Origin of the sequence: Roseivivax jejudonensis, assembly GCF_900172265.1 — a bacterium.
Classification (GTDB): Bacteria; Pseudomonadota; Alphaproteobacteria; order Rhodobacterales; family Rhodobacteraceae; genus Roseivivax; species Roseivivax jejudonensis.
In genome coordinates this window covers 61,364-83,426 of record NZ_FWFK01000007.1, presented here as the reverse complement: position 1 = coordinate 83,426, position 22,063 = coordinate 61,364, and the positions used below count along the sequence as shown (strand labels likewise).

The window sequence follows — 22,063 nt, the reverse complement described above, 5'->3', positions numbered from 1 at the left end:
GCGGCGCGCCACATAGATCAGGACGCATGACCGCGCTTCCCGCATCCCTGCAATCCTGGTTCGACGCCCGCGGCTGGCAGATGCACCCGCACCAGCGCGCGATGCTGGACCGGGCGCGCGCACCCGCTCTGCTGCTGATCGCGCCGACGGGCGGGGGCAAGACCCTCGCCGGTTTCCTGCCGACGCTGGCGGATCTCGCCGAGGCCCCCGAGCCGGGGATGCACACCCTCTACGTGTCGCCGCTGAAGGCGTTGGCGGCCGACATAAAGCGCAATCTGCGCACTCCGATCGACGAGGCCGGGCTGCCGATCCGGGTAGAGGATCGCACCGGCGACACCTCGGCCCACGCCAAGAAGCGTCAGCGCGCCGACCCGCCGCATATTCTGCTGACCACGCCCGAGAGCCTGGCGCTGCTGACCTCCTACGAGGACGCGCCGCGCATGTTCGCGGGGCTCAAGCGCGTGGTGATCGACGAGATTCACGCGCTTGCGGAATCGAAACGCGGCGATCAGCTCATGCTCGCGCTCGCCCGGCTTCAGGCGCTCTGCCCGGACCTGCGCCGGGTCGGGTTGTCGGCAACGGTGGATGACCCCGACGCCATCGCGCGCCTCCTGGCGCGACATCCCGACCCCTGCGAGATCCTCGAGGCCGATCCCGGCCCCGATCCAGACATCGAGATGCTTGTGACGGACACGCCGCCGCCCTGGTCCGGCGGCGGCGCGAAATACGCGATCCCGGCGGTGCTCGAGGAAGTGCGCAAGCATCGCACGACGCTGATCTTTCACAATACCCGGGCCCAGGCCGAAATCTTCTTCCACAACCTCTGGCTCGCCAATGACGAGGGGCTGCCGATCGGTATCCACCACGGCAGCCTCGACCGCGGCCAGCGCGAGAGGGTGGAGGCGGCGATGGTCGCAGGAGAGCTGCGCGCCATCGTCTGCACCGGATCGCTCGACCTCGGCATCGACTGGGGCGACGTCGATCTCGTGATCCAGGTCGGCGCGCCGAAGAACGTGAAACGGCTGGTGCAGAGGATCGGGCGCGCCAATCACCGCTACAACGCGCCGTCCAAGGCGCTGCTCGTGCCGGCGAACCGGTTCGAAGTGGTCGAATGCGTCGCCGCGCTGCAGGCGGTCAAGGAACGGGACTTGGACGGCGACCCGCGCGGCCCGGGCCCGCGCGACGTCCTGTGCCAGCATATCCTGATCGCCGCCTGCTCGGGGCCGTTCGACGCCGACATGCTCTTTGCCGAGATGAACTCGGCCGGCGCCTACGCGGGGCTCACCCGCGCGCAATTCGATGCCTGTCTCGATTTCTGCGCCACCGGCGGCTACGCGCTGCGCGCCTACGATCAGTGGCGCCGCATCGTGCAGCGCCCCGACGGGCTCTGGCAGCTGCGCGATCCGCGCAGCGCGCAGCGCATCCGCCAGAACATCGGCACGATCCAGGACACCGACACGCTCAAGGTGCGCTGGCGCGGGCGGGGCGGCGCGCCGCTCGGCGAGGTCGAGGAGGGCTTCGCCGCGACCCTGACCAAGGGCGACACGTTCCTGATCGGCGGCCAGATCGTGCGTTACGAGGGCCTGCGCGAGATGATCGTGGAGGTCAGCCGCGACGCCGCGCAGAAGCCCAAGATCGCGACGTTCATGGGCACGAAATTCGCCACGTCGACGCAGCTGTCCCATCGCATCGTCAAGATGTGCCAGCAGGAGGACTGGCCGGAGCTGCCAGATCACACCGCCGACTGGTTGCGGCTGCAACGCGAGGTGTCGCGCCTGCCACAGCCCGGGCGGCTCCTGATCGAGAGCTTTCCGCACGACGGGCGCGAACAGCTCGTCGTCTACGGGTTTGCCGGGCGCAACGCGCAGCAGACCCTGGGCCTGCTTCTGACAAAGAGGATGGAGGAAGAGGGCCTCGCGCCGATGGGGTTCGTCGCGACGGACTACGCCACGCTGATCTGGGGCCTGGACGCCGTCACCGACCCGCGGCCGCTGTTCGACATCGCGCGGCTCGAGGCCGGGCTCGACGGCTGGCTGGCCGGCAACGCGGTGATGAAGCGGACGTTTCGCGCCTCGGCGTTCATCGCCGGTTTGCTCGAACGGCAGGTCGGCGGCCAGCGCAAGACCGGCAAGCAGGCGACGATGTCGTCCGACGTACTTTACGACACGCTGCTGAAATACGACCCCGAACATCTGCTGATGCAGATCACCCGCGAAGAAGCGATGCGCGGCCTGGTCGATTTCGACCGGATCCGCGAGATGGCCGCCCGCGTGGGCGACCGGATCGACCTTCTGCGGCTCACACGCGTGACGCCGCTCGCCGCCCCGCTGTTCCTCGAACCCGGACGCGTGCCGATCCGGGGCACGGCCGACGAGCGTCTGCTGGAAGAGGAGGTGACGCGGCTCCTCGACGCCTCCGGCCTCGCCACGGTCGACGCCCCGGCCCGCCCGGTCTGGCGGGTGCCGTGGTGAGATCCTGAAAGGCATACGCGATGTCCGACCGTGCCCGCGATCACGGCGTTGCCAGAGAGCCGCTTGACCCCGCTCGCCGGGCTGACACATGAGGCCACGAGGATCGGGACCGCCCCGATCGAGGGATTGAACCTGGAGAGAAACGATGCGGCGGCCGCTCGACCGGATCCGACATGCCGTGCTGTTCGAGGCGATCGCGATCTCGCTCGTGACGCCGCTGACGGCTTGGGTGTTCGACGTGTCGCTGGAGGACAGCTTCGTGGTGACCGCGGTGAGCGCGCTCGTGGCGATGGCGTGGAACTACCTCTTCAACGAGGGGTTCGACCGCGCTCTCGTGCGGGCCGGCCGGTCGACCTACAAGACGCCGCTCCTGCGCGTCGTCCATGCCACGCTGTTCGAGATCGGGCTGATCCTGATGCTGGTGCCGTTCTTCATGATGTGGCTGGATATCGGCACGGGGCGGGCGCTGGCGATGAACCTGAGCCTGTCGGTGGTCTACATGGCCTACGCGTTCGCGTTCAATTGGGCCTACGATTGGCTGTTTCCGCTGCCGGAGTGGCAGACCGACACGTGATCGCGCCGCCCGGTCCGGGCTGACGGGTCGAGCGGATGGGACGGCATGTGCGGGCCGCAGCTTCGTCTTGCGATACTATGGTCGCCGCTCCGCTTTGCCGTCTTCCCGGGCGCCGCTTCGCTTTGCCCTTGTCGGCGCCGCTCCGCTTTGCCATGAAACAAAGCATGAACCGACTGGTCTTCGACTTCTGCGGTGCGACGCTCGAGGCGTTGGGATCCGGGGCGCTGCACTGGCCCGCGGCGCGCACGCTCGTGGTGTCCGACCTGCATCTCGGCAAGTGCGCGCGCGGCGCGGCGACGGGCGGCGCCGCGCTGCCGCCCTACGACACGCGGGAAACGCTCGCGCGGCTCGCCCGGGACATCGCGGCCACCGAACCGGAGCGGGTGATCTGCCTCGGCGACAGCTTCGACAGTGTCGCGATCGGGGCCGCGCTGCCGTCCGAGGAGCGCGCGCGGATCGCCGCACTGCAGACGGGCCGCGACTGGATCTGGATCGAGGGCAACCACGACCCGGGCCACGTTGGTGCGGGCGGGACGCATTTGGAGACATGGGCGCAGGCGCCGCTGGCCTTCCGCCATATCACCGTGCCCGCGTCCGACGCCGGAGAGGTGTCGGGCCATTACCACCCCAAGGCGCGAATCCTCTTGCGCGGGCGCGCACTCAGCCGGGCGTGCTTTCTCATGGACAGCGAACGTCTGATGCTACCGGCCTACGGCGCATACACCGGCGGTCTCTGGACACATTCGGCGACGCTTTCGAGGCTGATGGGCCCCGGCGCCGAGGTCATCCTCTGCGGTGAACGGCCGGCGCGGCTCCCGATGCCCCGCGCAGAGGCACGGCGGGCGTGAGCGGCATCGCGCCTCGGCTTCAGGCCAGTTTCGACCGTCAGGCGATGATGGCGACGCTCGGGGCACGGATGATGTCCTGCGCCGATGGCGCGTGCGAAATTACCGCGCCGATCCTCGATCTCGCGATGCAGCAGCACGGCTTCGGCCATGCGGGGCTTGCCTTTTCGCTTGGCGACAGCGCGATGGGCTATGCCGCCCTGTCGCTCCTGCCGGAGGATCGCGAGGTCGTCACGTCGGAGGTCAAGACCAACCTGCTGGCGCCGGCACGCGGTGATGGGCTGGTCGCGCGCGGGCGGGTGGTCAAGCCGGGCCGCCGCCTGATCGTCACGTTGGCCGAAGTCTTTGCCCAGCAGGGCGACCGCGAAGTCGCGGTCGCGCTTCTGACCGGAACGATGGTGCCCGTCGATCCCTGAGCGGGCTCAGGCCGGAGAGACGAGAGGGCGCACCTCGAACCCCGCCCAGGCAGGCTGATCCGGCACGTGAAGGCGCAGCATCGCCCCGAGCGTGATGAGACCGGGTCGCTCGACCCACGCCGTCACGCCGCGGCGCCCTTCGGCGGCGGCCTTGAACCGTGCCCCGGAACCCGGCAGCTCCTGTTCGATCTCGCGGCCCGGCAGGTTGCAGGGCCGGTTTGCCATATCGACCACGAGCGTGACGCCGTCGGGCCCCTGCAGCCGCGAGGAGGGCGGCAGGTTGGTCAGGTCGGGCAGACCCTCCAGCACCATCGACGCACCGAGCCACGACGGCGCCAGCGCGCGCAGCCCCATCGCCTGCGCGATGTCCGACAACTCTTCCTGCGACACGATGGACAACTGGCGCACGTTGCGGATCTCGGTCCCACGCGGATGCTGGTCGGTCACGCGACCGCAGGAGGGGCGCGTCAGGCCGCTGTGGCGCTCGTCGCGCATCCCGGCCCAGCCCAGTTCCACACGGGTCAGGGGAGACGAGCGCACACCGTCGCCAGACACAGGTACGGAGCCGAGCCACAACACGCGGGCGTGGTAATCGGTCGGTCTGAGAGCGGGCATTCACGTCTCCGCAACGTCGGGGGCTTCAGGGTTGCCCGTTCAGCCAAACGATCCCGCGTGAGGCGCGCGTGACTTCAGGGGGCGTGCAGCGTGAAAAACAGCCGGCGGAACGGAAAGAGGACGGTGCCGCGGGCATCGGTCGGATACGCCTTGCCGATCGACGCCTCGTAGGCCGCGATCAACTGCGTGCGCTCCTGTTCGTTCAGCGCACCGAGGATCGGCCGCGCAAAAGTGGCCTCGGTGAAGCGGCGGACGGGATGGCCCTCGCCGTCGGGCGCGAGTTCCTGGTAATACTCGGTTTCCCAGAGCGACACGCGCCCGAGCGGCGCGAGCATCCGGAAATATTCGGCAGGCAGGAGGATGCGCGGACGCTTTGCCGGATCGCTGCGCCCGGGGAAAAGCTCGTCTGCGATCTGGGTCCAGAAGCGATGCGACGGCGCGTTGTTCTGGTTGGGCAGTTGCACGGCCAGAACGCCGCCGGGTGCCAGCATCTCCGCCAGCCGCGGGACCAGCGTGTCATGGCCGCCGACCCAGTGCAGTGTCGCGTTCGCGAAGATCAGCGCCGGTGGACGGTCCGGCGCCCACTCCACCAGATCACTCTCGATAAGGGTGTCGTAGACCCCGGTCAGCCGCGCCTGCGAGAGCATCTGCGGGCTCTGCTCGACCCCGATCAGAGGGCGCCGCAACTGCTTGAGCGCGGGGCCGACGGCCCCTGCCCCGCACCCGAGATCGATCACATCGCCGTCGGGCAGCGGTCCGATGCTGCGCAGGAGGTCGAGCGCCGGTCTCAGGCGAAGACCCCGGAACCTGTAGTAGGCCCCGGGGTCCCAATCCGGCTCGGTCGTGTCGTTCATGCGGTCGGTTCGGGCTCCATCCCGCCGTCGCCGCCCGCGGGCTTCGACTTGGGCTTGGTCTTGGGGATGGCGGTGACGCTCGGCCGGTCGTCCTTGATCTCGCCCGCGCCCTTGTCGTCATCGCCCGATTGCGGCGGCTCGCCGTTCATCACGCGCTTGATCTCGTCGCCGGTCAGCGTCTCGTATTCCAGAAGCCCCTCGGCCAGCCGTTCCCACTCCTCGCGGCGATCCATGAGGATCTTGTATGCCCGTTCGTAGGCCTCGGAAATGAAGCGGCGGACCTCGTCCTCGATCAGCTCCTTCGTATGCGCGGAGACGGACAGGCCGGCGGTGTTGCCCTGGTAGCCCTCATGCGCCTCGGCATAGTCGATGTTGCCGATCTTTTCGGACATGCCCCAACGCAGGACCATGGCGCGCGCCAGCGCCGAGGCCTGCTGGATGTCGCCGGCCGGGCCGTTCGACACGTTCTCCTCGCCATAGTGGATGATCTCGGCAGCCTTGCCGGCCATCGTCATGGCGAGCTTTTCCTCGCACTCGGCCTTGTGCCAGTTCAGGCGGTCGATCTCCGGAAGCGACACGACCATGCCGAGCGCGCCACCGCGCGGAATGATCGTCGCCTTGTAGACCGGATCGCACTGCGGAAGCGTCAGGCCGACGACGGCATGGCCCGCCTCGTGATAGGCGGTCTTTTCCTTCTGCTCGGGGGTCAGCACCATCGACCGGCGCTCCGACCCCATCATCACCTTGTCCTTGGCGTTCTCGAAATCGACCATCGTGACGAAGCGGCGGCCGACACGCGCGGCCATGAGCGCCGCCTCGTTCACGAGGTTGGCGAGATCCGCACCGGAAAAGCCGGGCGTGCCGCGGGCGATGATGCGCAGATCCACGTCCGGACCGAGCGGAGTCTTCCGCGCGTGCACGCCGAGGATCTTCTCGCGGCCCTTGATGTCGGGGTTCGGAACCGTGATCTGGCGGTCGAACCGGCCCGGGCGCAACAGCGCGGGGTCGAGCACGTCGCGCCGGTTGGTGGCCGCGACGATGATGACGCCTTCGTTCGACTCGAAGCCGTCCATCTCGACCAGGAGCTGGTTGAGCGTCTGCTCGCGCTCGTCGTTGCCGCCGCCGTAGCCCGAGCCGCGGTTGCGGCCCACGGCGTCGATCTCGTCGATGAACACGATGCACGGCGCGTTCTTCTTGGCCTGCTCGAACATGTCGCGCACGCGGCTGGCGCCGACGCCCACGAACATCTCGACAAAGTCGGAGCCGGAGATCGTGAAGAACGGAACGCCGGCCTCGCCCGCGATGGCGCGCGCGAGCAGCGTCTTACCCGTGCCCGGAGGACCGACCAGAAGCGCGCCTTTCGGGATCTTGCCGCCGAGGCGCGAGAATTTCTGCGGGTTGCGCAGGAACTCGACGATCTCCTCGAGCTCCTCCTTGGCCTCGTCGATGCCGGCCACGTCGTCGAACGTTACTCTCCCGTGCTTCTCGGTCAGCATCTTGGCCTTTGACTTGCCGAAGCCCATGGCTCCGCCACGACCGCCGCCCTGCATCCGGTTCATGAAGTAGATCCAGACGCCGATCAGCAGCAGGAACGGCAGCAGCGATATCAGGAAGGACTGGAAGCCGGACTGCTCCTGTTGCTCGGCCCGGACGGTCACGCCGTTGTCGACCAGAAGCTGGGTGACCTCGGCATCCTCGGGCTTCACCGTCACGTAGTCCTGACCGTCGGAGGATCGGAAACGCACGCGTTCACCGTCGATCGTGGCCGACTGAACGGCGTCGTTCTCGACCCGCTGGACGAATTCGGTGTAGCTCACTTCGCGGCTCTGCAGCGTGTTGCCGCCGCCCGAGAAGAGGTTGAAGAGCGCAAGGACGAGCAGGAAAAGCACGACCCAGAAAGCGATATTGCGCGCGTTGCCCAAAAGGGACCTCCTTCCAAAGGGGAGACGGCCGCTGTCGCGACCGGATTGCACCATAACATAAGGATCGCGGGGCTGCGTTCAATCCGAAAGCAACCGGGCGGTGAACGCGTCGCAGGTGTCGCAGATCCGGTGCGGGACGCCGAAACCGGCCGGCGAGAAGCCCGCGAGTCGGGCGCCCGACCACAGCGCAGGAAGAACGCGGGCGATGCGAAGCGGCGGCACCGCGGGCGCCGCGCGCCTTTCGGCCGGGAGCGCGGCCCATCCCGCCTCTCCCAAGGCCCTGACCTCGAGCCCCGAAAGATCGCGGTCCTCCGCCACGACGACGCGCCACCGGCCGTCCCACAGCGTGTCGCCTGCCGGCGTCGACAGGTCACGCACCGCGCCCGCATCGCGCCAGATCGCGATTTCTTCGGGCAGGCAGGCGACTTCGCAGCCATGCAGGGTACCGCGACCGCCCGCCAGCACGCGATCGAGCAGATCCTCGAGCGGCACCCCCCGCGGTTTGTAGTCGGCGCCGGACACCCAGCGCAGGGCAGCGGCGAGGAGGCGCGCCTGGCTCTCACGAGGTGCGGCCTCGACCGGTGCGCGCGCGAAGCACAGCGTGCCCGGATGAGCGGAACGCATGGCGATTTCGGCCAACTCGGCAACGCCGTGATCGAGCGCGGTGCGCGCCCGCGCGAGGCGTGTTGCCGCGCCGGCCAGTTGCGGCACGCCGATGCCCTCGTCCGCGAGCGTCGCGACCACGCGCCGCATCCGCGCGCGGTCGTAGGCGGGATCGGCGTTGGTCGGATCCTCGACCCACGGCACCTTCAACGTCCGGATGTAGTGGCGCAGCGTGTCGCGCCGTTGCCGCAGAAGCGGACGCACGACAGCGAAGCCGGGCGCCCAGATCCCCGGCGGGGTCTCTCCGCTTACCTCGGCCGGGTCCAGAGGCAACGGCGCCTCTGGATTCGGAATGACCCGGCGCGACGCCGCCATCGCGGACAGACCGTCGATCCCCGCGCCGCGCTGCAGGCGCATCAGGAAGGTCTCGGCCACATCTTCGGCGGTATGCGCCATCAGGACGTGCCGGATCCCGCCGCGCCACCGGTCGATCATCGACAGCCGCGCGCGTCGCGCGGCGTCCATCACGTTGCCCCGCTCGTCCCAGCGCCAGCGCAGGGTCGCATGGGGATGGCCCAGAAGTCGGCATTCCGACGCGACCATCTCTGCTTCGCCCGCGCTTTCGGGACGGAGCCCGTGATCGACGGTGACAACCCACAAACGCACGCCCCAGACGCGGGCCCAGGTGTGGGCGAGCGCCAGCATGGCCATGCTGTCGCCACCGCCCGACACGGCAAGCGCGATGTCTTCGGGAAAGTCCGGGCCGAGGTGATGGCCCATTTCGGTGGCGAAGGCGTCGTCGAGCGACGCGTCGCCGCGGCCGGTCACTGGCAGGACAGCCCGGACCGCGCCTCCTGTGCCCGCGCAACCGCATCGGTACCCGGGTAGCGGTTCGGCACTTCGGCCAGCGTCACGCAGGCCTCCCGAACCGAACCGAGCTCACCGAGCGCGGCGCCCAGCCGCCAGAGCGCATCGGGCGCGACGGGGCTGTCGGGATAGCCGGAATACACGTCGAGATAGGCGCGCGCGGCCTCGCGCGTGTCGCCCAGCCCCTGCAGCGCGCGCCCCCGGCCGAGAAGGGCGGCGGCGTCGAGCGGGCCGCCGGGATAAGTCGTCCGGAAGGACGCGAACTGGTCTGCCGCGGACTGGAATTCCCCGGCCTCGAGCGCGCTGCGGGCACGGCGGTAATCCTGTTCTTCGGCCGCGGCGAGCTGCAGGTTCGGATCGCTCAGCGGCAGCGGCGCTTCGCCCTCGGACGCCCCCTCCGAGCCTGCGACCGGCCCGGTCTCGATATCGGACGGCGTGACCGGCCCGGACTGGGTGTCGAGCCCGCCGAGGCTAGGGCCGCCGCCCGTTTCCGGAGCGGCGCCACCGAGCGGATCCTCGGTGTCGAGCGATCCGATGTCACAGCCCTCTTCCAGCTCGCAGAGCCGGAACTTCAGGTCGCCGATCCGGTTCGACCCGTCGGACACGACCCGGTCAATCCGGTTCTGCAGCTCCTCTGTGCGCGATGTCAGCCGCTGCAGCGCGCTCTCGATCTGGTTCACGCGATCGAGCGTCGAACCCGCCACGTTCACCTGCGCGCCTCCGGTTGTCGACAGCTCGCGCTTGAGCTTCTGCAGCTCGAACGCGAGTGCGGACACCTCCTGCCGGATGTCGGCGAGGGTCTGGTCATCCTGCGCGGCGACGGGACCGGCGATCAGGCAGGCGGAAAGACAGAGCGCGGCGAGCCGGGTCAACATGGGTCTGGCCTCAGACGCCGGCCGAGCCGAACGAGATCACCGTGACCGCGCGGCGGTTCTTGGCGTAGCAGCTCTCTTCCGAGCAGATCTCGATCGGACGTTCCTTGCCGTAGCTGACGGTGCGCAGGCGATTGGGCGCCACCCCGCGCGAGATCAGGTACTCTTGCACCGCGTTCGCCCGGCGCGCGCCGAGCGCGATGTTGTATTCCCGGGTGCCCTGCTCGTCCGCGTGGCCCTCGATCACGGCGAGGTAGTCGGCGTTCTGCTGCAGCCACTGCGCCTGCCCGTCCAGCGTCGTCTGCGCCTGCGGCGACAGCGTCGACTGGTCGACCGCGAACAGCACGCGATCTCCGACGGTCTGGTTGAAATAGGCGGGCGAGGCGGGATCGTTGGCGCTGCCGGGGATCACACCGCCAGCGGCGCCCGCGCCGGCACCGGCGCCCGCACCACCGGCCATGCCGTCGGCCCCGCCGGGGCCGAAACGATCGGGATTGGTGCAGGCCGCGGCAAGAAGCACGGCGCCCAGCACGAGGGCCTTCGAGAAATGGGTCATTGTCACTGTCCTGCTCGGGTTTTGCCGCAGATTATCACGGCGAGTCACGCAAGGGAATGGAAGCGGCACGCCCGAGACGCGATACCGCGAACATTCTCGTGACGTCGCCGCCCGCCGGATCACTGGAGGGGGCCCCAGCTTGGGTCGGAGGCGCCGTCGGGCGTGGGCACGGGCTTGAGGTTCCGGCCCGACACGTCGACCGTGTAGAGCGAGGACGACCCCTGCGCGCCCTGCGTCTCGCGCGCGAACATGATCACCCGGCCGTTCGGCGCCCAGGTCGGGCTCTCGTCGAGGAAGGATGCGGTCAGCAGACGCTCTTCGGAGCCGTCGGTGCGCATCACGCCGATATGGAAGCGGCCCGCGTTCTGCTTGGTGAACGCGATCAGGTCGCCGCGGGGCGACCAGACCGGGGTGCCGTAGCGCCCCGGGCCGAAGCTGATACGCGTGGGTTCGCCGCCGCCGGCGGACATGATGTAGAGCTGCTGCGACCCGGAGCGGTCGCTCTCGAACACGATGCGGCTGCCGTCGGGCGAATAGGACGGTGCCGTCTCGATCGCCGGGCCGGAGGTGATCGCGCTCGTCTGCCCGCTCGAGATGTCCATGCGGTAGATGTCGGTGTTGGAGCCGCTGGTGGCGGAGTACAGGAGCCCCTGCCCGTTCGGCGTGAAGCGCGGCGCAAAGCTCATGTCGCCCGACTGCGCCGGAAGCACGCGGCTCTGGACGTCGCCCACGTTCAGGACGTGAATGCGCGGGCTGCCGGTGGCGTAGCTCGTGTAGATCACCCGGCCGCCATCGGGCGAGAACCGTGGCGCCAGCACGATCGACCCGCTGTCGGTGAGATACTGCACGTTCGCACCGTCGTAGTCCATGATCGCCAGCCGCTTGGCGCGCGCGTCCTTGGGCCCGCTCTCCGAAACGAAGACCACGCGGCTGTCGAAATACCCGCCCTCGCCGGTGATCCGCGAATAGACCTGGTCGGCGACCTTGTGGGCCAGCCGGCGCCAGCCGTCCTCGCCGGCGGCGAACTGCATGCCCTCGCCCAGTTCGGTGCCGGCGAAGACGTCGTAGAGGCGGAACTTCACGCTCACCCGGCCGCCCGACACGCTGACCGCGCCGGTGATCAGCGCCTGCGCGTTGATGGCGCGCCAGTCGGCGTACTGCACCGGACTCGCGAAACTCGTGACCGAACTGATGAAGGCCTCGCGCGGGATCCGGCGGAAGAGCCCCGTGCCGGTCAGGTCATCGGCGACGACCTGCGTGATCCGCTGCGCCAGTTCGCCCGCGCCGCCCTCGTCCACGAAGGCCGGCAGGGCGATCGGGACGGGTTCGATCACGCCCTCGGTGATGTCGATGCGCAGCGGACCGTCCTGCGCCGCCACGGGCGCGGCGAGCACCGGCAGAAGCGCGGCAAGGCCGAGAAGCGTCAGAAGCAGTCGTCTCATCTGTCACCCTTTCCGATTGAGTCGAACGAGGGGCGTCCGGGTTGGCGCGAGCCTATCCTGCCCGCGCGTCGGGGAAAACGTGGCGCGGCGGTAACCCGCCGTTGCCGGAAGGGATGCAGGCACCCCGATCATCGCACGCGCATGCCGGACGGATCGAAGGTGATCTCGATCCGGTCCCACTGGCCGTATTTTTCGGACGGCAGGTCGTATCCGTCGCCCTGGCACCGCAGGATCGCGCGGCGCGCGGCCTGGAACGCCGTCTCGATCGCCCGGGCGTCGCCGCCCGACGCGCTCAGGCGCTCGATCGAGTCGGTGACGACCTGTCCGCTCTGCTGCATGTCCATGCCGATCGTCACCGTGACATTCGCGGCCTGGCTGCCGACATCGACGACCCAGCAGCTCTGGACAGCAACGCGGAAGGCATCGCGCTCGCCCGACGTCATCGGCGGGCCGACGGGCACGTCCGGCTGCGGATCCGTCGTGCCGCCTCCGCCAAGCGCCTCGGCCAGGGCATCCTCGATGCCGCTGCCCAGGTCCTCCGGCGGCGTTTGCTGCGGCTCCGGCTCTGGCTCCGGCGCGGGTTCGGACTCGGGCTCCGGCGCCGCGGCGGTCTGCGTGTCGGGCTCTGGTTCGGGCTCCGGGTCCGGCTCCGCGACCGGAGTCGGGCGCGCCGGGCGGACACGGGGTCGCACCGATGCGTCGGGGGCGCGCGACGGCTCCTCGGCCTCGGTCACGATCTCGGACGCGGCCGCCTCTGGCGCTTGCGCCTCCTGGGGCTCCTGCGGCTCGTCGGCCGGGGTGTCCGACGGCTCCGGCTCGATCGCCTCGGCCACGTCCGGGGCAACCTCGGCCTCCGGTTCGGGCTCCGGCAGCGGCTCGGGCGCGACGCGCGGCACCGGGCGCGGCACCGGCCGTTCGGAGACCTCTGGCGCGTCGATCTCGGGATCCGGCTGCGGCGGCGCGGCCACATCGTCCTGCGCGTCGGCCTGCGGCTCGGGCGCGACCGGCTCCGGCGCCGTCTCTGGCTCGGGCGGGGTCACGGCTTCGGGCTGCGGCGGCGGCTCCGGGGCCGGCTCGGGCTCCGGCGCGGGCGGCTCGGGCGACGGTTCGGGCTCCGCCTCGGGCACCGGCGGCGCGTCGATGTCCTGCGTGCTCTCGGGCGGCTGGCTGCGCTCGGTCAGCGCGGCGAACTCCTCCTCGGACAGGATCGAGACCTCGCGCACCTCCACGGGGTCGGGCTCCGACGAGAACACGCCGCCGAACAGGACCCAGCCGATCAGGGCCAGATGGCCCGCGCCCGAGATGTAATGGCCCGTGTGCAAAGGCCGCCCCTCAGTTGCCTTCCCCGGCAGGCGCCGCAAGCGACGGCTCGGCCGCGGCCGCCCCGTCGAGCGCCGGCCCGCCGATATCGGTGACGAGACCGATCGACGCGAAGCCGCCCGCGTTGAGCGCGCCCATCACCTCGGCCACGTCGTTGTAGGGCACGGTGCCGTCGGCCCGCAGGTACACGCGATCGTCCGACCGCTCGGCCGCGATGGCGCGCAGCCGGCCGATCAACGCGTCGCGCGGCACCTCGGTCGTCATCACCGTGACCGTGCCGTCGGCAGCAACCGTGACCGTCAGCGGCTCCTCGTTGTCGGAGGGCAGCGCGGTCGCCGCAGTCTTCGGCAGTTCGACCGGAACGCCGACCGTCAGGAGCGGCGCGGCCACCATGAAGATGATCAGCAGAACCAGCATCACGTCCACGAAGGGCGTGACGTTGATCTCGGACATCGGCTGCGCGCCGCCGCGGCGATTGCGCCGCCGCCGGCCGCCGCCCGAGCCCTTCTTGATGACGCCCGCGCCCATCTCAGCCGTCCAACTGGCGCGACAGGATGGTCGAGAACTCGTCCGAGAACGCCTCGTAGCCGCCGATCAGCCGATCGGCGTCCGCCGACAGCTTGTTGTAGAAGATCACCGCCGGGATGGCCGCCAGAAGCCCGAGCCCTGTGGCCAGCAGCGCCTCGGCGATGCCCGGTGCGACGACGGCGAGGTTGGTGTTCTGCTGCTCGGCGATCTCGATGAAGGCGTTCATGATGCCCCAGACCGTCCCGAACAGCCCGACGAACGGCGTGACCGACCCGACCGAGGCCAGGACCGGGAGCCCCGCCTGAAGCTCGTCCGCCTCCTTGGCGATGGCCACGTCCATCGAGCGGTCGATCCGCGCCTGCGCGCCGGCAATCATCGCGCCGTCGTCCCGGTGGCTGCGCCGCCATTCCGACATGCCGGCCGCAAAGACGCGCTGTGCGCGGCCGCTCGGATCGGGCCCGATCTCGTCGAACAGCTCGTCCAGCGGCTCGCCCGACCAGAAGGCGCGGTCGAACCGCGCCGCCTCGCGCCGCGCCGCGCGGTACGAGATGATCTTCTGCACGATGATCGACCACGACCAGAAGGATGACAGGATCAGCGCCAGCATCACCAGCTTCACGGTGAGCGTGGCGCGCGCGAAAAGGCCCCACATCGAAAAATCGACCTGCGACGCCGCCTGGAGTGCTTCGGTTTCCATGAGCCTGCTCTTTGTCCGCCTCGGGCCTCTGACGGGCCTCCTGAGGCTCGGTCTACCGCAAATCCGCCACCGCGGCCAACACGGAATGCCGCCGGGCCTTACACGGTCGCGTGCACTCAGTGCACCTTTTGGCGGATCTCCGCCGGCAAACGCACCGGCTGTCCCGCAAGAGTTGCGCAGACGGCCGTGACTTCGGCCCGGAACAGGACCTCGCCGGCGCGCAGCACCTCCTGGCGCATGACGAGGCGCGCGGCTGTCACGCTCTGCGTCTCGGTGCGCACGAGCAACTCGTCGTCGAGCCGCGCGGCGCCGAGGTAATCCGCCTCGATCCGGCGCACGACGAAGACGATGCCGGCCTCGCGCATCGCGTTCTGGTCGACGCCCAGCGTGCGCACCCAGGCGGATCGCGCCCGCTCGATGAATTTCAGGTAATTCGCGTGATAGACGATACCGCCCATGTCGGTATCCTCGTAGAACACCGTGACGGCGAACTCGTGCGGCTCCATCGACATTCCCTCGCAGGCCGGATCAGGACAGGCGCCCGGCGGTGAGCCGGGCATGAAGACGCAGCGCGTGGCTCGGGTCGCGGGCGACGTCCGGCAGAACCGGGTCGTAGGCGGCACGCAGGATCGCGGCGACGTCCGGGCGCAGCACAACCCGTCCGTCCGACAACGTCCCGAGCGCGGAGCGCGTGGTGAAGGCGGTGTCCGACCACAGAAGCATCGAGTGCACGACCTGCGAAAGCGCGAGTGTCTCGGCCGGGACGGCCGACAGTTCCGCATCCATGCGCAGGAAGACGAAACAGGCGGTGATCGCCCCGTCGCCGTCGAACCGGAACACGCGGTACTGGTTCGCGTCCGCCGCCTTCAGTCGCTCCACGAGCGGCGCCAGCCCCTGAACCAGCCGGTCGAGGTTCGGCACCTCTGTCAGCTCGTCCCAGTCGCGAAAGAAGAAGACCATGACATTGGCGCCCAGCTCGGGATCCGTCTCCGCGATCTCGTGCCCGGCCAGCTCCGCGACCGCCTCGAACGCGCCCTTGACAATGCCGAGCGTGCGATCGTCGACCCCGAAGACGACCGGCGCCAGCGGCCGCCCCCACCGCGCGCAGAGATACTCGCCGTCCGACCGCGTGAAGAGCGCAGCGATCTCGTCGGCGGAGGGCTCGGAACCCCGCTCGGGCGGCGGTGTGTCGTGCATGGCAGGTGGCTCCTGTCGCTCGCGGCGCTCCTGCCACAACGGCGCGGCGAAGTCCAACGGCCGGACCGCGAGGGGGCTCTGCCCCCGTCGCCTGCGGCGACTCCCCCGGGGTTCACGGGCAAGATGAAGGATGAGCGTGTCGCGTGGAAACCTCCTGTTAACCCAACTCACGTCAACTGGTTCCGCGGGGCCGGCTGGGGAGCCGAGCCGCGTGCAAGGTGAAGCCCCGTTCCGGCCCGGTCCGTTTCCGTATCCACGGCGCGCCGAGTCGGAACGGGGTGGATTGCGCATATCGTGTCCGACCGCCCAGGCTTCATCTTGCCACAAACCCCCCGCCGGAGGCTCCGGATGGTCGTGCCGAACCATCGGCTGCCGCGCCCGGGCGAGACGTGGGTTTACCTGAACAGCGCTCCCTGGCCGGGCGCGCCCTGTGCGGGCAGACCGAGATGGCTCCAACCTTTCTGCGCGAGCATGCGGCCGCGCGGCGTGCGCTGGATCAGGCCCTGTTGCAGCAGGTAGGGTTCGATGACTTCCTCGAGCGCATCGCGGCTCTCCGACAGGGCCGCGGAGATCGTCTCGATGCCGACCGGACCACCGGCGTAGTTCTCGGCGATCAGTCCGAGATAGCGCCGGTCGGCGCCATCGAGGCCGAGCGAGTCCACGCCGAGACGAGTCAGCGCGTTGTCGGCCAGCGCGCGGGTGACCACGCCGTCGCCCTCGACCACCGCGAAGTCGACGACGCGGCGCAAGAGCCGGCCGGCGATGCGGGGCGTGCCGCGGGCACGGCGGGCGATCTCGCGCGCGCCGTCCGGCTCGGCCCGCACGCCGAGCTTTTCCGCGTTCCGGGTCACGATGCGATCGAGTTCCTCGACCGTGTAGAATTGCAGGCGGGTGGGGATGCCGAAACGGTCGCGCAGCGGCGTGGTCAGGAGCCCGAGCCGCGTCGTTGCGCCGACGAGCGTGAAGGGCTGGAGTTCGATCCGCACGGTGCGCGCCGCGGGGCCCTCGCCGATCACGAGATCGAGCTCGAAGTCTTCCATCGCCGGGTAGAGCACCTCTTCGACTGCGGGGTTCAGGCGGTGGATCTCGTCGATGAAGAGCACGTCGCGCGCCTCGAGATTGGTGAGGATCGCGGCGAGATCGCCGGCCTTCGCGAGGACGGGGCCCGAGGTCATGCGGAAGTTGACGCCGAGCTCTTTCGACATGATCTGGGCCAGCGTCGTCTTTCCGAGGCCGGGGGGGCCGTGAAACAGCGTGTGGTCCATCGCCTCGCCCCGGCTGCGCGCCGATTGCACGAACACGCGCAGGTTCGCGCGCGCCTCGGCCTGCCCCACGAAATCGTCGAGCGACTGGGGCCGCAGCGCGCGCCCTTCGTCCTCGGCCTGAGGCTCGGGGCGCAGCATCGGATCCGGCCCGGTCATCGCAGGCGCCCGCGACGACGCCCGTACGGGCGGAGGCGCGCCAGCCCGATCATGCGGGGGCCAGGCGCTTGAGTGCGGCGCGGATGAGCGTTGCGGTGTCGGCGTCGGGCGCATCTCCCGCGGCTTGTGCCACGGCGCCGGCGGCCTCGCCCGGCGCATAGCCGAGGTTCGTCAGGGCCGACAGTGCCTCGGACTGCGCCGCGCCGCTGCCGGCCTGCGGCGTGGCCGGTGCCGGGAACGGCGCGGCTTCGTCCACGGCCGGGGCCGCTCCCGCCTCCGGTGGCGACGCCGGGGCCGCCACCGCACCGGCGCCCATCGCCATCACGCCGGGCGCCTTGTCCTTGAGTTCGTGCACCACGCGCTGCGCGGTCTTCGGGCCGATGCCCCGGGCCGCCTTGATGGCGGTGGCGTCTCCCAGCGCGATCGCGCGGCTGACGCCGTCGGGTCCGAGCGCGCCGAGTATCGCCAGCGACGCCTTCGCGCCAACGCCCTGCACGCTCATCAGCAGGCGATGCCATTCCTTCTCGGCCAGCGAGGGGAAGCCGTAGAGCTGCAGGATGTCTTCGCGCACGAGGAGGTCCGTGAACAGCGCCGCGGCCTCGCCCGGGCCGGGAAGGCTTGCGAGGACACGGTCCGAGCAGAACACCACGTAGCCCACGCCGCCGACATCGATCAGGACGTGGTCCTCGGCCTTGTAGGCGATACGGCCGGCGACGCGGCCGATCACGCACGCACCTTCGGCGCGACGGCCGTCGCATCCATGTAGAAGGCGTGGCAGATGGCGACCGCCAGCGCGTCGGCCGCATCGGGCCCGGTCAGGTCCGCGCCGGGAAGCTGCATGCGCACCATGTGCTGCACCTGCCGCTTGTCGGCATGCCCGACTCCGACCACGCATTTCTTCACCTTGTTCGGCGCATATTCCCCGACGGTCAGGCCGAATTGCGCCGGGACCAGCAGCGCGATCGCCCGCGCCTGTCCGAGCTTGAGCGTCGCAACGGCATCCTTGTTGACGAAGGTCTGCTCGACCGCGGCAGTCTGAGGCCGGTAGGAGTCGATGATCCCGGAGAGCTGGCGGTGAAGCTGCAGCAGGCGGTCGGCGAGGTCGCCCTTGCCGGAATGGCAGCTGCCATTGGCGACGTGGCGCATCCGGCCGCGGTCGGCCTCGATCACGCCCCAGCCGAGATTCACCAACCCCGGATCGATCCCCAACACTCGGATCACTGCCGCCCGCCTGTATTCGCTGCATTTCGTTTTGACGACAGGATTAGCACGAAGCGCGAACATCCGCCAAGGGGTCTTGCGCAGGCGCGGTCCCGGCGCCGGTTTGCGACGCTTTGCCGGCACTTCGCGACCCCGCGCACGCGCGAGCCGGATTTCACGCCTAAAAACATGACCATAGCGTGAAGAATGGCATGCAAAAAACGCATGTGACCCATGCGGGAAAGAGCTCTTGTTCGTTCTCGTTCCGCCTTCTACCTGCGCATCAGACAGCAAGATCGCCGCTTTGCGCGCCAGTTTCAGGATTCCCGACATGAGCTTCACCGCCGCCCCCTCCCGCCCCGCTTCGCTCGATGCCGCCGGTCGCATCGGTGCACTGTTCGTCAGCGCCGTCTCCACGGTTGCGCATTCGCGCGACGTGCGCCGCACCGAAAAGGCGCTTTCGCAGCTGACCGACCGCGAACTCGACGATATCGGCCTGACCCGCGCCGACATCGCCCGGGTCGCGCGCCGCTGACCAGCGCCGCGTCGTCCGTCCGGGGCGGCGCACGTCGCAGCAGGCACACAGAAAACGCCGCGCGGGCCAGGGGCCGGCGCGGCGTTTCTGCGTCGGGGCGCAGCGGTCCTACATGAGGCGCGAGACGACCTCGGTCGCGATCATCGTCAGCGGATCGGCGGCCATCAGCACGGCGCCGATACGCTCGACCATCGTGCCCTCGGCCAGTGCGGAGAGGTGGCGACCGTACGCGTCGGCGCCGAGGCTCGAGAACAGCACGATCTTGAAGCCGAAGAACGAGATGAGAAGCACGCCGATCGGCGGGACGACCAGACCCGCGAGCTCGCGTCGCGGCTGGTGCTCGATGACGCCGTTGGATCCCAGGCGGGTCACGTAACCCCGGGCCAAACGACGATGCTTGCGGCGCAGCTGCCGGTGCCTGCGCGCGAACTCTTTCAATCCTTGATCCATGGCAGCCTCGAACGTACCGGCCCCCACCGGACAATAGACTGGGTCGGACGTAGCCCTGAATTAAGGCATTTTTGCGGCAATCGCTGCGGTCGCCGCGTTACGACGACGCCTCCGCGTCACGACGCAGCGTGAGGGTGACCCAGTCGCCGATCTCTTCGCGATGCTCGACCTCGAACCCGGCGTCGCGGTACGCGGCCACGGTTTCATCCGCCTGCCGCGTGAGGATTCCCGACAGGATCGCGCGCCCGCCAGTCGCCACCACGCGGCCCATGTCGGGCGCAAGCGCGACGAGCGGGGCGAGCAGGATGTTGGCGAAGACGAGATCGAACGGCACGGCCTCGGCCAGGCGTGGGTGGTCGAAGCCCGTGGCCTCGACGCAGATGACTCGCCCCTCGAGATCGTTGGCCCGGACATTGGCCTCGGCGACCTCGACCGCTACCGCGTCTATGTCCGACGCGAGGACCGGGTTCGGCCAGATGCGCGCCGCGGCCATCGCCAGAACGGCGGTGCCGCACCCGATATCGGCAACGCGCTGCCCCTCGACGCCCGCCGTCGCAAGACGGTCGAGCGCACGCAGACATCCAAGCGTGGTGCCGTGGTGTCCGGTGCCGAACGCCATCGCCGCCTCGATCAGGAGCGGCTCCGCGCCCTCGGGCACCTTGTCGGCGTCATGGCTGCCGTAGACGAAGAAACGGCCGGCCTCGACCGGCGTAAGTTCGCGCCGGACCTTGTCGACCCAATCGGTGTCGGGCACCTCGGACACCGCGAAATCGGCGGCGCCCCACGACGCGGCCAGAAGCGCGAGCCCGATCTCGTCGGGCGGCGCATCGAAGTAGCCGCCGACCTCCCACAGGCCGCTGTCGTCCTCGATCTCGAACACGCCGACCCCGGTCGGCGCCGGGTCGAGCTCTTCGAGCGCCTCGCCCAGCGCCTCCGCCGGTTCGCGTCCGCGCAAGGTCGTCAGCGCCGTGTAGGTGGCCATGCCTGGGATCTCCGTTCGCGTTTAGCGGGAACCTCCGCAGCGCCGCTCCGGTTGGTGCGACACAGTGTCAGGAGGAGCTTGAAGCATGGAAGAGGGAGCCTCGCAAGCGGTGTCGGGCGCGATCACCGGGCTCGATATCGCCGTCCTCGTCGCCTATTTCCTTGTGATCATCGGGATCGGTGTATGGGTCTCCCGACGAACCGAAAGCGGTGAGGATCTCTTTCTCGCGGGGCGAACCCTGACCTGGACGGTCGTCGGTTTCTCGCTCTTCGCCTCCAACATCTCCTCGACCACGCTCATCGGCCTGACGGGGGCCGCCTACACCACCGGCATCGCCACCTCGGCATACGAGTGGATGGCGGGCATCCCCCTCATCCTGCTGGCCTTCGTGTTCGCGCCCCTGTTCTTCAAGGCCCGGGTGACGACGATCCCCGAATGGCTCGAGCGGCGTTTCGACCGCCGCGCGCGGCTCTACTTCTCGGCGGTGACGATCGTGCTGACGGTCATCGTCGACACCGCCGGCGGGCTCTATGCCGGCGGCGTGGTGGTGCAGACCTTCTTTCCCGACATCCCGATCTGGCAGACCTGCGTCGGTCTCGGCATCTTTGCAGGCATCTACACCGCGTCGGGCGGCCTGAAGGCCGTGGTCTATACCGACGTTCTGCAGGCCGTCGTGCTCATCATCGGCTGCGCCGCGATGACGTTCATCCTGTTCCAGGGCAACGATTTCTCGTGGGCGCAGGTGAAGGAGAGCGTGCCCGGCGAGGATCACCTGAGCCTCGTGCTGCCGCGCGACAACGAAACGCTGCCCTGGACGGGGCTGTTCTTCGGCGTGCCGCTCCTCGGCTTCTGGTACTGGGTCACCAACCAGTACATCGTGCAGCGGGTGCTGGGCGCGCGCGACCTGCGCGAGGCGCAGCGCGGCGCGATCCTCGGCGGTTTCCTCAAGATCATCCCGATGTTCATCATGGTGCTGCCGGGCGCGATGGCGATCTCGGTCGTTCCGGACCTGTCGAACGCCGACATGGTCTTTCCGACGATCACCACCACGATCCTGCCCGCCGGCCTGACCGGTCTGGTGCTCGCAGGCCTCGTCGCCGCGATCATGTCGAGCGTCGATTCCACGCTCAACTCCTCCTCGACGCTGATCGGGCACGATTTCATGAACATCGCCGACCGCGAGCCGTCCGAGCAGCGCCGCATCGGCCAGATCACGACGCTGGTGCTGATGGTGATCGCGATCCTGTGGGCGCCCTTCATCGACGACATGGGTGGGCTCTGGGACTACCTGCAGCAGGCATTCTCGGTGCTCGTGCCGCCGGTCGTGGCGATCTTCATCCTCGGAGCGCTCTGGCCGCGCGGCACCGATACCGCGGCCTTCACGACGCTCTGGGCCGGGCACGGCATCGCCATCGCCGTCTTCATCGCCACGCAGCTCGAGTACTGGCCGATCCACTTCACCGCCAATGTCGGCCTGATGACCCTCGTCTCCTGCCTGATCTTCGCGGCCGTCAGCCTCAGCGGAAGCCACGGCGCCGGCGAGGAATACGAGGGGGCGACCTGGACCCCGGAGATCGCCACCGAGGCGCTGCGCGACGACGCGCCGATCTACGCCAACGTCAAGCTTTGGGCCTGCCTGCTCGGCGTGGCGATGCTGGGGATCCTCGTACTGTTCTGGTGACGCCGGGACGGGCGC

23 protein-coding genes are annotated in these 22,063 nt (G+C 69.4%); 6 read left to right on the top strand and 17 right to left on the bottom strand.

Translation table 11 applies throughout. The annotated features are described in order from the left end of the window. Nucleotides 1-26 precede the first annotated feature (26 nt). The 4 genes from ROJ8625_RS17150 (at nt 27) to ROJ8625_RS17135 (ending at nt 4,306) form a co-directional block, all read left to right on the top strand. Entirely contained in the window at nt 27-2,471 is a 2,445-nt protein-coding gene (locus ROJ8625_RS17150; RefSeq protein ID WP_085793149.1) for a ligase-associated DNA damage response DEXH box helicase, read from the top strand. Between the two features lie 145 nt (nt 2,472-2,616). Beyond that, complete coding sequence (locus ROJ8625_RS17145) at nt 2,617-3,045, top strand: PACE efflux transporter (protein ID WP_085793148.1); 429 nt, start codon at nt 2,617-2,619, stop codon at nt 3,043-3,045. Nucleotides 3,046-3,209: 164 nt separating this feature from the next. Continuing rightward, nucleotides 3,210-3,893, top strand: a complete 684-nt coding sequence (gene pdeM / locus ROJ8625_RS17140) for a ligase-associated DNA damage response endonuclease PdeM (protein ID WP_085793147.1) — start codon at nt 3,210-3,212, stop codon at nt 3,891-3,893. 44 nt (nt 3,894-3,937) lie between these two features. Continuing rightward, nucleotides 3,938-4,306, top strand: a complete 369-nt coding sequence (locus ROJ8625_RS17135; RefSeq protein ID WP_085793330.1) for a PaaI family thioesterase — start codon at nt 3,938-3,940, stop codon at nt 4,304-4,306. Between the two features lie 6 nt (nt 4,307-4,312). Here ROJ8625_RS17135 and ROJ8625_RS17130 read toward each other — a convergent pair whose 3' ends face one another. The 15 genes from ROJ8625_RS17130 to ruvC form a co-directional block, all read right to left on the bottom strand. Further along, entirely contained in the window at nt 4,313-4,921 is a 609-nt protein-coding gene (locus ROJ8625_RS17130; protein ID WP_085793146.1) for an MOSC domain-containing protein, read from the bottom strand. A 74-nt stretch (nt 4,922-4,995) separates the two neighbouring features. Then, nucleotides 4,996-5,775 carry a methyltransferase domain-containing protein gene (locus ROJ8625_RS17125; RefSeq protein WP_085793145.1) on the bottom strand — a complete coding sequence of 260 codons (780 nt, stop codon included), beginning with the start codon at nt 5,773-5,775 and terminating at the stop codon, nt 4,996-4,998. Then, nucleotides 5,772-7,697 carry an ATP-dependent zinc metalloprotease FtsH gene (gene ftsH / locus ROJ8625_RS17120; protein ID WP_085793144.1) on the bottom strand — a complete coding sequence of 642 codons (1,926 nt, stop codon included), beginning with the start codon at nt 7,695-7,697 and terminating at the stop codon, nt 5,772-5,774. The genes ROJ8625_RS17125 and ftsH overlap by 4 nt, the downstream gene beginning before the upstream one ends. 78 nt (nt 7,698-7,775) lie before the next feature. Continuing rightward, entirely contained in the window at nt 7,776-9,128 is a 1,353-nt protein-coding gene (gene tilS, locus ROJ8625_RS17115) for a tRNA lysidine(34) synthetase TilS (RefSeq protein ID WP_143535163.1), read from the bottom strand. Further along, nucleotides 9,125-10,042, bottom strand: coding sequence for a tol-pal system protein YbgF (gene ybgF, locus ROJ8625_RS17110; protein WP_085793143.1), 918 nt, complete (start codon nt 10,040-10,042; stop codon nt 9,125-9,127). The genes tilS and ybgF overlap by 4 nt, the downstream gene beginning before the upstream one ends. 10 nt (nt 10,043-10,052) lie before the next feature. After that, on the bottom strand, nt 10,053-10,595 hold the full coding sequence (gene pal / locus ROJ8625_RS17105) for a peptidoglycan-associated lipoprotein Pal (RefSeq protein ID WP_085793142.1): 543 nt from the start codon (nt 10,593-10,595) through the stop codon (nt 10,053-10,055). Between the two features lie 119 nt (nt 10,596-10,714). Then, nucleotides 10,715-12,037: a Tol-Pal system beta propeller repeat protein TolB gene (gene tolB / locus ROJ8625_RS17100; protein WP_085793141.1), complete on the bottom strand. Its 1,323-nt coding sequence runs from the start codon at nt 12,035-12,037 to the stop codon at nt 10,715-10,717. A gap of 128 nt (nt 12,038-12,165) precedes the next feature. Then, on the bottom strand, nt 12,166-13,359 hold the full coding sequence (gene tolA / locus ROJ8625_RS17095; protein ID WP_085793140.1) for a cell envelope integrity protein TolA: 1,194 nt from the start codon (nt 13,357-13,359) through the stop codon (nt 12,166-12,168). 10 nt (nt 13,360-13,369) lie between these two features. Continuing rightward, a complete protein-coding gene (gene tolR / locus ROJ8625_RS17090; protein ID WP_085793139.1) occupies nt 13,370-13,885 on the bottom strand; it encodes a protein TolR in 516 nt (171 codons plus the stop codon). Nucleotide 13,886: 1 nt separating this feature from the next. After that, nucleotides 13,887-14,582 carry a protein TolQ gene (gene tolQ, locus ROJ8625_RS17085; protein WP_085793138.1) on the bottom strand — a complete coding sequence of 232 codons (696 nt, stop codon included), beginning with the start codon at nt 14,580-14,582 and terminating at the stop codon, nt 13,887-13,889. 116 nt (nt 14,583-14,698) lie between these two features. Beyond that, on the bottom strand, nt 14,699-15,094 hold the full coding sequence (gene ybgC, locus ROJ8625_RS17080) for a tol-pal system-associated acyl-CoA thioesterase (protein WP_085793137.1): 396 nt from the start codon (nt 15,092-15,094) through the stop codon (nt 14,699-14,701). A gap of 16 nt (nt 15,095-15,110) precedes the next feature. After that, the gene (locus tag ROJ8625_RS17075) at nt 15,111-15,779 is read right to left on the bottom strand and encodes a hypothetical protein (protein ID WP_085793136.1); all 669 of its coding nucleotides are present in this window, start codon (nt 15,777-15,779) and stop codon (nt 15,111-15,113) included. A 395-nt stretch (nt 15,780-16,174) separates the two neighbouring features. Then, the gene (gene ruvB / locus ROJ8625_RS17070) at nt 16,175-17,200 is read right to left on the bottom strand and encodes a Holliday junction branch migration DNA helicase RuvB (RefSeq protein WP_085793135.1); all 1,026 of its coding nucleotides are present in this window, start codon (nt 17,198-17,200) and stop codon (nt 16,175-16,177) included. Between the two features lie 49 nt (nt 17,201-17,249). Further along, nucleotides 17,250-17,927 carry a Holliday junction branch migration protein RuvA gene (gene ruvA, locus ROJ8625_RS17065; protein ID WP_085793134.1) on the bottom strand — a complete coding sequence of 226 codons (678 nt, stop codon included), beginning with the start codon at nt 17,925-17,927 and terminating at the stop codon, nt 17,250-17,252. Beyond that, on the bottom strand, nt 17,924-18,418 hold the full coding sequence (gene ruvC / locus ROJ8625_RS17060) for a crossover junction endodeoxyribonuclease RuvC (protein WP_085793328.1): 495 nt from the start codon (nt 18,416-18,418) through the stop codon (nt 17,924-17,926). Before ruvC ends, ruvA begins: the two co-directional genes overlap by 4 nt. Before the next feature lie 313 nt (nt 18,419-18,731). On the opposite strand from ruvC, the gene ROJ8625_RS17055 reads away from it, so the two are divergent. After that, nucleotides 18,732-18,935, top strand: coding sequence for a DUF1127 domain-containing protein (locus ROJ8625_RS17055; RefSeq protein ID WP_085793133.1), 204 nt, complete (start codon nt 18,732-18,734; stop codon nt 18,933-18,935). 108 nt (nt 18,936-19,043) lie between these two features. Here ROJ8625_RS17055 and ROJ8625_RS17050 read toward each other — a convergent pair whose 3' ends face one another. After that, complete coding sequence (locus ROJ8625_RS17050; protein ID WP_085793132.1) at nt 19,044-19,373, bottom strand: hypothetical protein; 330 nt, start codon at nt 19,371-19,373, stop codon at nt 19,044-19,046. Nucleotides 19,374-19,482: 109 nt separating this feature from the next. Next, the gene (locus ROJ8625_RS17045; protein ID WP_085793131.1) at nt 19,483-20,367 is read right to left on the bottom strand and encodes a 50S ribosomal protein L11 methyltransferase; all 885 of its coding nucleotides are present in this window, start codon (nt 20,365-20,367) and stop codon (nt 19,483-19,485) included. A gap of 85 nt (nt 20,368-20,452) precedes the next feature. Between ROJ8625_RS17045 and ROJ8625_RS17040 the strand changes: the two genes are divergently transcribed. Continuing rightward, entirely contained in the window at nt 20,453-22,048 is a 1,596-nt protein-coding gene (locus tag ROJ8625_RS17040; protein ID WP_085793130.1) for a sodium:solute symporter, read from the top strand. Nucleotides 22,049-22,063 lie beyond the last annotated feature (15 nt).